This window comes from Mycobacterium uberis (assembly GCF_003408705.1).
In the GTDB taxonomy this organism is placed as follows: Bacteria; Actinomycetota; Actinomycetes; order Mycobacteriales; family Mycobacteriaceae; genus Mycobacterium; species Mycobacterium uberis.
Genome location: NZ_QAYL01000001.1, coordinates 1 through 12,465 on the forward strand (window position 1 = coordinate 1; position 12,465 = coordinate 12,465).

A 12,465-nucleotide genomic window follows, 5' to 3' on the forward strand; every position below is an offset into this window, starting at 1 on the left:
GGCCAAACTGACCACATGGAACGAGTCCATCACCGCCACCAACTCGGGTAGCTCTTCAGCAATAGCAGTTTTGAACCAGCTAAATCCTTCCCTGAGCTGGGACTGCACCCTGGCGAAGATGCGAGGTCGATTCTCGCACCCTGCGGTGGAACTGCGAGTTGCTCGGGCAGATTTTATTGTTTGGCATGCGTTTCGACGCCGAATCCGCCGTGCGTCACAGCTTAGCCACTAAGCGTGGCCGATGATCCCGTCGGTGCCGGCGCTCAAACTGACCGTGGGGCCCACGGCTGTGCCGCGGGAGGTTGGGCTGGCGACCAATGCCACCATGCGCGCCACCGCCAACTCGGGGTCGCTCGACAACGAGCAACACGAATTCGTTAAGCGCTTCGCACTGAGACCGCGGGCGAAATCGGTCTAATCGCCGGAGTTCGCCACCCGATTCACCCCCGAACACCCAGCCAGCGGCTTGACATCGTCATTGAGAATCCCTCCCCTTCAATACACTCTGTGACGGAGGCGTGGGTAGATCGATCAGATTGTCGGCGTCATCGAGGTCATCGAGGCCAGCCACCACCCGCTCGACCGTTTCAGCGCGTCCGTCGCTTGTGGCTCGCTCAACGAGCGCGTAGAACTTTGCGACCACTTAGTTGTGGGTGACGGAGCCGCTGAGCATGCCGTGCGACTGTAGCATTTATGCACATAACTGCTGCTGCCGGAACTGTAGGAGCGACGGTGTGGAAGTTTGGTGATGACCGTGTAAGAGACTGGCGGTAAGACCGTCCCGATGTCGATCGGCGTAAGGGTGTCATTGCATCAGTGACTATTTTTGGTGCTGTACGATGAGATTGGTTGGGACATTATCGCCCCAGGCGATGCGTTGCCCATAGATCAGACATTTGTGTTATCAATTCGGAGCTTTGCGCATCACGGTGTGTCGCGCACTGGCGGATCTGGTCGAACAAGGATATTTCGAGCGTAGGCAGGGAGTTGGTTCTTTGTGTGCGCGAACATGGTCCAGCGGATGCATCAGACACCTTAAGGGTAGGACGATTGTATCTAGAAGGGCTGCGCTGGGCCGAGTCCGAAACCGAGTTCGACGTTGTCGAACTCGGGGCGCGGCGCACTCCAGGCATTATTGTCGAGGCGTCACGAAAGCCAGTCGATCCAGTACGTCGGTTCTGTAACCAACTACGCCAACCGCGTCCGAGTACGCAAAACCGCAAATAGCATAAGGGCAATGTCGGCAGTGATGATGGTTTTCATGGGCTGCTTATTTCAATCATGTCGACATGTGACGCGTAGTCGCCGACACTTGATACCAGCGTCGCCAGTGCACCCGCTGTATTTTTAATGCTGGGTTCGAGTCTGGGCTACGCTGCCAGGGCACTTGGTGAATACGTCGTCGGCTTCGGTGGTTCCCACCGCGGCACCGGCGGCGAAGATACTGCGAACTTGCCGTTCGCACTGATACACTTGACGTTTTGCGTGTCTAATGTAGTCACGAAATAACTTGGCCGCCATGACTATTCGTGTTTCTTAGGTTCGTGTATGATTACGGCATCAGCACGGGGAAACCAGCTCCGCCAGCGACCGGTAGTATACCATACCCGGTTAGGCATTGACTATGATGACAGCTTGGGAAGTTCGGTCGTGCTGAGCAGGCCCCACCACCGTCGTCCACGGAATTTCCAATTAGGTTAACAACACGTAGTAATCGGTGACGATGGTGCGTGCGGTCGTGTCGGCCAGTCTCAGCTGGTTATTTGTGCCCAGCACCACCACGATGGTGTTTTCAGCATTAGCATCGACCATGATGATCGTCGTGCTACTCAATTCGGGTATCTCGACCGTTCTTTCCAGGCCAATGCTGTTGGTCTCGTAATCAGTAGGCGGCAAGGTCGTCGCCGACCACGCCGACCAAACTGTTACTTGTGCGCCCACGCGTTGCCGTCACAGCTTGATTACCGTAATTGTCGCCGGATGCGTAGATCATTGACGACACTAGTGCGGAAGTGTAGCAACATCAAACGTCAGGTCCATGTTCAGACTGCCTACCAAACAGACATTTAGTATTGTGCTGCCCAACATTAGTGGCCATCGCTGTGCTCTGCTTGCAGCCACAAACGTACCGCTGCGGCCGCAAGCCGGTTGGATGGCAGGTGACACACTCGATCTTAACGCAGTTTTACCGAATTCTAATGCCCAGAAATATTTTCAGGCGTACTGCACGGCACTGTTCACGGTGATATCCGACCCAATGGTTGCGAGAACGCTAGCCACGGCAGTGTCTGGTCGGCAGTCAATGTCCGCCACAGCTTCTATTTACCATTTTATCTTCCGTGACATTGTTACCCGCTTGCTGCTGCAGGACTCGGGCCGACTGATCGACGAGTGGCAACGTAAAGCCGTCGGCAATGCTTATCTGAGTGTGGCGCAGCGTTCGAGTAGTTCCATCGTTGGTGTCTCGAGAAATGCGAATACCATGGGCTCGTAGCTGAGTCGCTCGAATTCTGGCAACATCGCCAGCTGCTCATCGACTTGGCTTGCCACCGTCGAAGTCAGGGGCACTTGTGCCGGAGGGTACGGTTTCGTTACTGTTGCGATCGATTTAAGCGTATACTGATTTCAGGTAAATGCTCAGATCACTCTATTTCTCGGGCCTGTCGTAGAGCGACATGTTCCATTTTTCGGTGTGGTGCGCAATGGCCTGCAGGCTCTTCGACTCTGACCCGCCAGATAACGGTCGGCGAGTGTGGGTTCTACAGTGATTTGGGTTTGCACAGTGCGTTGTCGCAGTTAAAGACGGTTCAAGAAGCGTCCGGTAGAGATCACCGACTCTTCGGTCCAGAACCTGTGGACCACGGTCAGCACCTTACCGAGCATCGCGACCTGGATACCCGGGTTCGAGCAATCGATTCCTTAGCCGCGGCGCTCTTTTGCGTGTCATCCGGCACCAATCCAGAAGTTCAGACGCCTGCCGAAAATATGGTCTACTGTGACCGGCTATATTGACGAGAAGCGATGAATTCCAATCGATTACACTGAGCTCCAGCTAGCCGATCCGCGCTCGTTCAATGGGTCACTACCATGGCCACCAGTGTGGTCTAGCTCTACAACACTGACGCGGTTAATTCCGTCGGTCTGTAGAAGTAGTCGCAATCCTAAGTTACTTCGAGTCCCAGTTGATTGGCGATTTTCCATAAGGTTGGCAAATCCGGGAATTTGGAACATAATCGGAATTTGACGGATATCTGCATAGGGAGATAGTAGAACGACAATGTGGCGTTGCAGGGTCGTTATGGCGGGCAGGTTTTTTGTATCGGCCCCGATAGCGGCCTTGACGAACGGGCGGTCGTAATCGGCCAATGCAAACCCGATACCCTGAATTGGTGAGTTTGCAAGCATCATCGCGTTCCGATCTGCGCTGGGAAGTCCACGACGCTGCCCGGCGAGCCCGGGTCGCTGCCCGCGTCCTCGCGGTGATGCCGACGACGGTCAAAGATCACGCGCTGCGAGCCGCAGCAACGGCGGTAGTTGCCAACACCGAGCAGATCCTGGCGGCCAACGCCGAAGATCTACAGGCGGCTCGGGATACTGACACGTCGGCTGCGATACTCGACAGATTGGCGTTGAACCGGCAACGCATTGACGGGATAGCTACCGGTTTGCGTCAAGTCGCGGCGTTGCTTGACTCGGTTGGGGAGGTGTTGCGCGGCTACACGTTGCCTAATGGGTTGCAGTTGCGCCAGCTACGGGTTCCTTTCGGCGTGGTGGGCGTGATCTACGAGGGCCGACCTAACGTTACCGTTGATGCTTTTGGGTTGACGCTCAAGTCAGGTAATGCGGTGCTGCTGCGTGGCAGCTCGTCAGCAGCGAAGTCCAACCAGGCGCTCGTCGATGTGTTGCGCGCTGCGTTGGTCAGAGAGGACTTGCCCGCTGACGCGGTCCAGCTGCTTTCGGCTGTCGATCGGTCCACGGTCACCCACCTGATCCAAGCTCGCGGCTTAGTGGACGTGGTGATCCCGCGCGGGGGAGCGAGCTTGATCAACGAGGTGGTTCGTGACGCGCAAGTGCCCACCATCGAGACCGGTGTCGGGAACTGTCATGTTTACGTGCATCAGACCGCCGACTTGGAGGTTGCCGAACGGATCCTGCTGAACTCCAAGACTCGCCGGCCCAGTGTCTGCAATGCCGCCGAAACGTTGTTGATCGATGCAGCGATCGCCGATCACGCTATGCCGAGGCTGGTGGCTGTCCTGCAAGATGCCGGGGTGACGGTGCATGGTGGTCTTTCGGGAGACCCGGACGAGGCCAACCTGCGCCGCGAGTACCTGTCGATGGATATCGCCGTGGCGGTGGTTGACGGCGTCGACGCCGCGATTGCCCACATTAACGAATACGGTACTGGACACACCGAGGCAATCGTGACGACCAATATAGCTGCTGCCCAACGGTTTGCCGAAGGAGTGGACTCGGCCGTGGTGATGGTCAACGCATCAACGGCGTTCACCGACGGTGAGCAGTTCGGTTTCGGCGCTGAGATCGGTATTTCCACCCAGAAATTGCACACCCGTGGCCCGATGGGCCTGCCGGAATTGACCTCGACCAAGTGGATAGCTTGGGGAGAAGGTCAGATCCGACCGGTCTGATCCTTCGATATTTAGTTGGGCACCACCCCAGCTTAGCAGTATCCGATTGTGACTTTGCCCGCTCGGCTCACGCCACTGTTTGCCGATAGCTCTGACGTCTCGCAACGGCTGGTCGAAGACCGGCTATCTGCCTGAAACTGCCACCGCTACGGCGGTGCTTTTGTCGACCGGCTAGAGCACGTCACTGCTGGCGGAAGGCCCCGCCGGCATTGGCAAGACCGAGGTGCCCTGTGTAGTCGCTCAGGCCACTCAGCTCCGGTCTGATCCAGCTGCAGTGCTATGAGGGAGTCGATGAGGCTGGCGCGCTGCGTGAAGGGGATCACACCAAACAGATCCCTGCGCATCCAGGCGGCTCCGGAGACGACAGCGACTGGAGTTATACGAAATGATGATGTGTTCAGCGAGGAGTGTCTGCTGCAGCGTCCGTTGTTGACCGCGGTCCGGCGCACCGAACCGCCGGTGCTGTTGATCGACGAAACCGACAAGGCTGACATCGAGATTGAAGGTTTGCTGCTGGAGGTGCTGGCTGACTTCGTCGTGACGGTCCCAGAGCTGGGCACCCTCGCTGCAATCCGGGTGCCGTTCATGATATTGATGTCCAACACCACTCGCGAACTGTCCGAGACGCTCAAGCGTCGCTGCTTCGTATACATCGACTTCCCTAGCCCTGGCGCTGAACGCCGGATTCTGTCGTCCCGAATCCTTGGTGTCTCGCCGAGGAGTTGGTGCAGATTATAGGTGTGCTGTGGGGGATGCGGTTCAAGAAGGTACCGTTTATCGCTAAGACCATCGACTGGGACCGTGCGGTGTTCGCACTGGCCCTGGACATTATCGATGGTGCGGTTGTTGTCACCACACTCGGCGTGGCCCTCAAACACCAAGCCGACTAGCAACACACGGTCGGCGAGCTATAGCTGAATTATAATAAATGAGACCCAACTGAATGGCCACCTACCGTATCCGCATCACCCACTCGCTTTCCCGCACGGGCTGTCCGGTCACCTAGTTGGGTGCGTCGGAGCGCTTTGTCAGCATGGGATTTCGGTGGTTCTGTCCGAGATGCTAGACACTGATCAAATGCTGGTACCCCTAAGCCTGGGTGATCGTGAAGTGCTCTGCAAGAGCATCGTCTACGCGGTGCTGTGCCAGCCGGATCACGGCGACATTTACGATGCCATGTTCGATCTGTGCTTTCCGGCGGCATTAGGCGCATGCGCAGTAGTCATAAACGAAGAAGTAGAAATGAAGTAGAAGAGTCCGACTCCAAGCAGTCTGCCGCCTGACGACGTCGAGACGATGTGCCAGCTGCTGCTGGACCTGCTCACCGGCAACGACGACCTCGCTGACATTGATAAACGGCTAGTGGAGATGATGGCGCTTATTATGGAGGCGTACGGCAAATCAACTCCTGTTGCGGCCCGTTGTTCTCAACCACATCAGGAGCTTAAGGCAATGGTGTTGGATGAACTGGAAGGCAACTTGTTTTCCCGCTACAGCGACAAGCCCGCTCTCACCCAAGAGACGATCTCTAAAGCTCCTGCTGCGCAAATTATCATGCAGCTTCGTCGAATGGTAGTCTCCGAGACCCAGCAGTGCACTGCTGAGCAGCTTGGCCGTGACCATATCTAGATGTATGGAATTTCACAGCTTTCGGAAAACTTTTATTTCCTGTGTGCTTCAGGCGATCAGCTACGCAAGATACGCCGGGTGGTGACCCGGCTGACCCGCACACTCGCATCCCGGCTGGTACTCCGTCGGCGCTGCACCCGCTCGGGGTCGGTCAACCTACGTAAGACGCTACGCAAGTCGATGTCGACTGACGACGTGCCGATCGAGGTAGTGCTGGCCAAACTTTGTCCTGCGCGCCCGGAATGAGTCGTCTTGTGCGATGTATCTGACTCGATCGCTGAGTTTATCAGCTTCGCTCTATTGCTGGCACACGTGCTTCAGCAACAATTTTCGCACTTGCGTGTCTTCGCATTCATAAACATCACCGACGAGGTGACACACATGTTTTCCCGATGGCGATCTGGCTGGATCACCCGAGAAGCAGGTGTTTACAGTCGCGATGGGCATTCCGACTACGGCAAAGCATTCATTTCGTTCATACGTCCACCTAAGTGCACTGTCGCCGTACGACTCACTGCTAGTGTTGAGGGACAGGTACACCAGCTATCGCGACTCGACCATCAACATTCTAGCCGATATGGTGACCGCCAGCTAGGATGCACACTAGTTGAACCTTGAACCCAAGCACTTAGGGGTATAGCGGTGACTCGGTGGTGTCGCACTACCAAGAAGTGATCACAATGCACGAATGTCGCTCCGCGAAGGCGCTCGCCCGCGGGTGGTCGGTGGTCGGTCAGCTGTTGTCGGTCTGAGGTCAGAGAACGCTTCTAAACGTTAATCCCCTCAGTGTCCACACCGAGGGGATTGTACACTTCCCCTGCTCTTCGATCACGAGCCACTAGGGTGAGTTGATGTTCCTTGGCCGTGTCGCCAACTAGGGCGTTGTAGACGGCGCCGCCAGTGATCTCGGTCGTTTCGAGCTTTGCCAGCAGTGTTGTGGCGGTGCGAGTCCCGAGAAAACTGGTCTCTGAGAAAGCTTTGCGCAAGTACCTTCACGAATGGTCATCGGAGTTTTACCGTTTTACGGGTCGGCGGCAGGCGGGTCAGGAAAGAGAATGTCTCCTATGCAGCGGAGCTGGCCAAGCCCAATGTCCGACCATGTAGCGCCTGAAAGATGTCCTCGTGGTGGTCGTGATCGGCAGACCACCAGTATGACAGCAATGCTTATATACACGAGCTGTGTTTGGCATGCTACCATTAACCGGCATCACGCAAAGCATTGATGATTGCGTCGTTGATTTTTACCCAGGTTGTCAGGTATCGCAAAGTGGCCGTTCCTTCGTCAGAGTCGGAGTAGAGTCATCAACAAGCGGCCCCATGCGGAGTCCAGGGCTTTCAGCGGTCACTTTGACCTCGCCAGGCCGTAGTCCGAGATAGCCACGTAATAACTTTAGAATAACTAACCCGTTTAATTTATCAAGGATTGCACGCATGCCTAGAAGCTACCCTTAACTGTTTTCCTGGTCTTCGCGATGTGCTCAAGTAAGCTGGCAAATCGTGCAAAAGCACCTTCGCAGACTGGGAGTCATGGGTGGGACGTTCGACCCCATCCATTACGGTCACCTGGTTGCCGCAAGTGAGGTGGCACACCTGTTCGAACTCGACGAAGTGGTGTTTGTGCCCAGTGGACAGCCTTGGCAAAAGAGCCGGCATGCCTCAGCCGCCGAGGACCGGTACCTGATGACGGTGATCGCGACTGCATCCAATCCGCGTTTTTCGGTGAGCAGAGTCGATATAGACCGCACCGGCCCCACCTACACCAAAGACACACTGCATGACCTGCATGCCCTCAACCCTGACTCCGAGCTGTACTTCATCACCGGCGCCGATGCGCTGGCGTCCATTCTATCCTGGCAAGGCTGGGAAGAGCTTTTCACCTCGGCACGATTCGTCGGGGTTAGCCGACCCGGCTATGAGCTGGGTCATGAGCATATCACCGGGGTTCTGCGCGAGCTACCCGCAGATGCATTAACCCTCGTCGAAATCCCGGCGCTGGCGATCTCGTCGACCGACTGCCGACAGCGTGCCGAGCAACATCGACCGTTATGGTACCTGATGCCCGACGGTGTTGTGCAGTACGTCTTCAAGCGTCGGCTTTATCGTGGACCTTGCGGCGTTGTTGGGATCGAGCACTCAACGACCCCCAGCTTGGCCGCCGGAAATAACACATGAGCGCCACAAAAGAGGCGATCGGCATGTCTATGGTGGCCGCCGCAGCGGCCGCCGAGAAGCTGTCCAACGTCGTCGCCATCGATCTCTCCGAACAGCTGGGCATCACGGGCTGTTTTGGCATCGCCTCAGTGTCCAACGAGCGGCAGGTCAATGCCATCGTCGATGAGGTCGAGGAGAAAATGTGCCGAGCAGGCCACCGGCTGACGCACCGTGAGGGTGCTCGTGAAGGCCATTGGACGCTGCTGGATTACTGCGACATCATGGTCCATATTCAGCATCAAGACGATCGTGACTTCTACGCCCCGGGACGACTGTGGGGTGATTTCCTGGTGGTACCGGTGGACATATCTCGAGACTCTGGGCAATCAGCGAGCTCGTAATGAGGCTACGTCGTTTGGTGATGTTGCGGCACGGGCAGACGGACTTTAACCGCGTTAGCCGGATGCAGGGCCAGCTAGACACCGAGCTTAGTGAACTGGGCCGCGCACAGGCGGTCGCCGCCGCTGAGGTACTGGTCAAGTTACAGCCGTTGCGGATCGTGTCGTCAGATCTGCGGCGAGCCTATGAAACGGCGATCAAACTGGGTGAGCGGACCGGGTTGAAGGTCCAGATAGACGACCGGTTACGTGAGACCCATCTCGGCGACTGGCAGGGCCTAGCCCGCACTCAGATCGATACTGATTCCCCGGGTGCCCGGCTGGTATGGTGCGAAGACGCAACGTGGGCACCGCATTGTGGAGAGAGCCGGGTTGAGGTGGCGGCCCGCGGTTTGTCGATGGTCGCCGAGGTAGTGTCCAGTGCACCGGAGTGGGGTCACTTTCATGAACCGGATCGACCGGTGGTGCTGGTGGCTCACGGTGGCTTGATCGCCGCTTTGTCGGCTGCGTTGTTAAGGCTGCCGGTCGCCCATTGGTCGATTTTGGGCAGCATGGATAATGCTAGTTGGGTGCAGCTGTCCGGTCATTCTGATGATTCAGCAGATTTTGACGGCATTCGCTGGCGTCTAGACGTATGGAACGCCTCGGCTCAGGTCTCTTACGATGTGCTCTAAGGCAACGTCAAAGCCCGTATTGTTGGTCTTCGCTGACTCGTTGGCCTACTATGGGCCTAGTGGCGGTTTGCCAGCCGATGATCCACGTATTTGGCCTAATATTGTTGCTTCGCAATTAGGCTGGGATCTGGAGCTGGTGGGCCGAATCGGCTGGACGTGCCGGGATATTTGGTGGGCGACAACCCAGGATCCACGGACCTGGGCGGCACTGCCCAGAGCGGGCGCGGTGGTTTTCGCAACCGGAGGAATGGATTCGCTGCCGTCAGTGTTGCCGACCGCGCTGCGTGAGCTGATCCGCTATGTGCGGCCACCTTGGCTGCGGCGTTGGATCCGCGGCGGATATGGCTGGGTGCAGCCGCGGCTGTCACCAATGGCCAAAGCGGCGCTGCCACCGTACTTGACCGCTAAGTACCTTGAACGGACTCGTGGAGCAATCGATTTCAACCGCCCAGGAATCCCGATTGTGGCATCGTTACCGTCGGTGCACATCGCTGAGATCTACGGTAAGGCGCACCAGGGCCGGGCAGAGACCGCGGTGGCAATCACGGAGTGGGCGCAGCGCCATGCTGTTCCCTTGGTGGATCTCAAAGCCGCTGTTGCCGAGCATGTTATGAGCGGACGTGGCAATCCCGACGGCATTCATTGGAATTTCGAGGCGCATCAGGCGGTCGCGGAACTGATGATCAAGGCGCTAGCTGAAGCCGGCGTTCCGAACAAAAAATTTCGCGGTTAGAACATGCCCCTAGTTGGCGACGGTGCAGTGGTAATACCTCCCGCTTGTAGAGGAGAGCGGCGCTCGTGACTGTTGTGGTGGTGACCGACACGTCGTTGCGTCTACCGGATGGTATCTGCCAAAAGTGGGCGATAAGCGCGGTTCCGCTCCACAATTTTGTTAGACGGTGTCAGTCTACGCGGCGGTGTGGACGACACCTCTGACGACGTGTACGCGCGCCATGCCACGACCGTGGCGGCGACTCCGGCCAAACTCTTGTCGCCTACCGGCAGGTGTTGGCTGACAGCGGGGATAACAGTGTGGTGGCAGTACATATTTCGTTGGCACTGTCGGGAACCTGCGCCATGGCCGAACGGACTGCGGCCGACTGTTGACTCGGCGGTTCGGGGTCGTCGACTTGAAGTCGGCTGGTGTGGGTGTCGGTTTTGTGGTATTCGTCGACACCCGGACGGCGGACGTCGGTGGTTACCTAGACATCGTTGCGGCCGTTGCGAAATCGACGGTAGACTGCAGTCATCTGTTCATTGTGTTGCACCGATTAGATAACCTATATCGTAGCGGGTGCATCGGTGATGCCAAAGTTTGGCTGGGTGCCGTGCTGGCGCTCAACCCGTTGTTGTGTATCGAAGACGGTAGACTTACTTTGGCTCAATAAAATACACACCGTCCGCCACGCAATAGTCGCTATAGCCGATCGGATTTGCGGAAGTGATCGGCGACGTCCTCGCGGCTCTGGGGTGGTGCACCACGTCGTCAGTCCAGAGGGCGCCAGCTAGATAGCGGCGCTGGCACAGCGCCTACCAACGTGCGAACCGGTGATTGTCACGCCCTTGGGTCCGGTGCTGGAGCCGTCGCGGTTTGCGTCGAATTAGGCGCGTCGACTTCTGTGTGACGACGCCGTGATCACGCTAGTGCGGCGTTGTTTCTGCGCGGATGGACAACTTCCGGTCACTGGAAAACCAGTGGCCCAGCAGTGTGGCGATCGAAGGCATTAGCGACGTGCGCACGATCAGCGTGTCGAGCAGCAGACCAATGCATAGACGACGGCACGGAACTAACCGATAATCCGTAGCTCGCTGCCGAGCATGGCAACTATAGTGAAGGTGAACACCAGACCCACGGCCGCCATCACCGTACCGATGCCTGCTATGGATCGGATGGCTCCCCATCTTGAGTCTCGCATGGATTTATTTTTTGAATCGGGCGACCAGAAGTAGATTGTGGTCGGATTCGGCCGCCAGCAGGATGATAACGAGACAGCGCCATGGCGATCCAGTGGATTTTGATACCGAAAGGATCCTAATAATTATGAAGGTCAGCGTGAGCGCCGAGACCACCGCGATCATCAGATCGCATTTGGCGCCGTCGTGCATGTCTTTGAAGGTCGCTGCGGTACCTCCAAGGTACAACCTGGCCTCATCCAGGAAGACTGTTTCAGTCCTTCCTGGATGACGGTTCGTTGCACAGTTACGCGCGAGATGTCCTCCGGCGTCATCGGATTGCTTTGATGTGTGATGAAGAAGCGAGCCGGCTTGCTATCTGACAACACGAACATTTGTAGACTCGTCTGGAAGTCCGGGTTATCGAACGCCTCTGGAAGCAAGTAGAAGAAGTCGTCCTTCTTGGAGTTGTAGAAGCTTTTTCCCATGACGATGGCGCTAACGTGGTGGTGTATGAGTCACAGTCAGGATCACTCAAGTCCATTAAGGTGATGCGCGGGCTGGCTAGGCGTGTTGCGAGTACACGATCAAGGTATCGGCCAGTAAGCTTAGGCAGATGGTTGAGCTGGCCTTGGTCAAGCGTGCGCAGTTAATTAATGGACAATGAGCCCATGGTGAAGGTGAACACCAGCCCCGCGGCTGTCACGACTTCGCCAGTGTTGCCCATGGACCGGATGATGCCCGTCTTCAGGCTGACGCCGATTTTCTCCTTGAAGTGGGAGATCAGTAACAGATTGTAGTTGGATCCCACAGCCAGTAGGATAGCGACCGAAAACGACAGCAAGACTCAGTTCAAATCCAAGCTGACAATATGCTGCCAGACCAGCACAGAAATCCCAAACCTCGTGGACAGCGAAAGTGCAACCGTCTCGACGTTCACCAGTGAGGCAATCAGTGTGCGCGTGATCACCAGCATAACAATGAAGATCAGGATCAGCGCGGCTATCGCTTCTACCATCATGTCGTATTTGGTGGCTTTCTGTGTACCTGTGAAGGTCGCCGCGGTACTGC

Annotated in this window: 9 protein-coding genes and 6 pseudogenes; 10 read left to right on the top strand and 5 right to left on the bottom strand. The window is 56.8% G+C overall.

What is annotated here, in order from left to right:
* Positions 1 to 87: 87 nt before the first annotated feature.
* Positions 88 to 418: pseudogene (locus MUBE_RS00010) on the top strand (Clp protease/crotonase-like domain-containing protein); the annotation flags it as partial.
* Between the two features lie 57 nt (positions 419 to 475).
* On the opposite strand, the gene MUBE_RS15290 reads toward MUBE_RS00010, so the two are convergent.
* Together MUBE_RS15290 and MUBE_RS00020 are read right to left on the bottom strand one after the other, a co-directional pair.
* A complete protein-coding gene (locus MUBE_RS15290) occupies positions 476 to 643 on the bottom strand; it encodes a hypothetical protein (protein WP_165849608.1) in 168 nt (55 codons plus the stop codon).
* A 1,049-nt stretch (positions 644 to 1,692) separates the two neighbouring features.
* The gene (locus tag MUBE_RS00020; RefSeq protein ID WP_116538995.1) at positions 1,693 to 1,941 is read right to left on the bottom strand and encodes a hypothetical protein; all 249 of its coding nucleotides are present in this window, start codon (positions 1,939 to 1,941) and stop codon (positions 1,693 to 1,695) included.
* 211 nt (positions 1,942 to 2,152) lie between these two features.
* Between MUBE_RS00020 and MUBE_RS15295 the strand changes: the two genes are divergently transcribed.
* The 4 genes and pseudogenes from MUBE_RS15295 (at position 2,153) to MUBE_RS00040 (ending at position 7,030) form a co-directional block, all read left to right on the top strand.
* Entirely contained in the window at positions 2,153 to 2,494 is a 342-nt protein-coding gene (locus MUBE_RS15295; protein ID WP_165849609.1) for a hypothetical protein, read from the top strand.
* A gap of 871 nt (positions 2,495 to 3,365) precedes the next feature.
* Positions 3,366 to 4,649, top strand: a complete 1,284-nt coding sequence (locus MUBE_RS00030; RefSeq protein ID WP_424398999.1) for a glutamate-5-semialdehyde dehydrogenase — start codon at positions 3,366 to 3,368, stop codon at positions 4,647 to 4,649.
* A 48-nt stretch (positions 4,650 to 4,697) separates the two neighbouring features.
* Positions 4,698 to 5,539, top strand: a pseudogene (locus tag MUBE_RS00035) (AAA family ATPase).
* Positions 5,540 to 5,588: 49 nt separating this feature from the next.
* A pseudogene (locus MUBE_RS00040) lies at positions 5,589 to 7,030 on the top strand (VWA domain-containing protein).
* Between the two features lie 15 nt (positions 7,031 to 7,045).
* Here MUBE_RS00040 and MUBE_RS00045 read toward each other — a convergent pair.
* Positions 7,046 to 7,264: a PIN domain-containing protein gene (locus MUBE_RS00045; RefSeq protein ID WP_116538997.1), complete on the bottom strand. Its 219-nt coding sequence runs from the start codon at positions 7,262 to 7,264 to the stop codon at positions 7,046 to 7,048.
* A 511-nt stretch (positions 7,265 to 7,775) separates the two neighbouring features.
* Here MUBE_RS00045 and nadD point away from each other — a divergent pair.
* The 5 genes and pseudogenes from nadD to MUBE_RS00070 all read left to right on the top strand — a co-directional run bounded on the left by nadD (position 7,776) and on the right by MUBE_RS00070 (position 11,126).
* Positions 7,776 to 8,450 (top strand): nicotinate-nucleotide adenylyltransferase, encoded by a 675-nt coding sequence (gene nadD / locus MUBE_RS00050; RefSeq protein ID WP_279386638.1) that lies wholly within the window; start codon positions 7,776 to 7,778, stop codon positions 8,448 to 8,450.
* Complete coding sequence (gene rsfS / locus MUBE_RS00055) at positions 8,447 to 8,830, top strand: ribosome silencing factor (RefSeq protein WP_116538999.1); 384 nt, start codon at positions 8,447 to 8,449, stop codon at positions 8,828 to 8,830. Before nadD ends, rsfS begins: the two co-directional genes overlap by 4 nt.
* Entirely contained in the window at positions 8,830 to 9,501 is a 672-nt protein-coding gene (gene gpgP / locus MUBE_RS00060) for a glucosyl-3-phosphoglycerate phosphatase (RefSeq protein ID WP_116539000.1), read from the top strand. The genes rsfS and gpgP overlap by 1 nt, the downstream gene beginning before the upstream one ends.
* On the top strand, positions 9,491 to 10,234 hold the full coding sequence (octT, locus tag MUBE_RS00065) for a diglucosylglycerate octanoyltransferase (protein WP_116539001.1): 744 nt from the start codon (positions 9,491 to 9,493) through the stop codon (positions 10,232 to 10,234). The genes gpgP and octT overlap by 11 nt, the downstream gene beginning before the upstream one ends.
* Before the next feature lie 65 nt (positions 10,235 to 10,299).
* A pseudogene (locus MUBE_RS00070) lies at positions 10,300 to 11,126 on the top strand (DegV family protein).
* A gap of 11 nt (positions 11,127 to 11,137) precedes the next feature.
* Here the strand turns inward: MUBE_RS00070 and MUBE_RS19590 are convergent.
* A pseudogene (locus MUBE_RS19590) lies at positions 11,138 to 11,894 on the bottom strand (MMPL family transporter); the annotation flags it as partial.
* 149 nt (positions 11,895 to 12,043) lie between these two features.
* Positions 12,044 to 12,415, bottom strand: a pseudogene (locus tag MUBE_RS16490) (MMPL family transporter).
* Positions 12,416 to 12,465 lie beyond the last annotated feature (50 nt).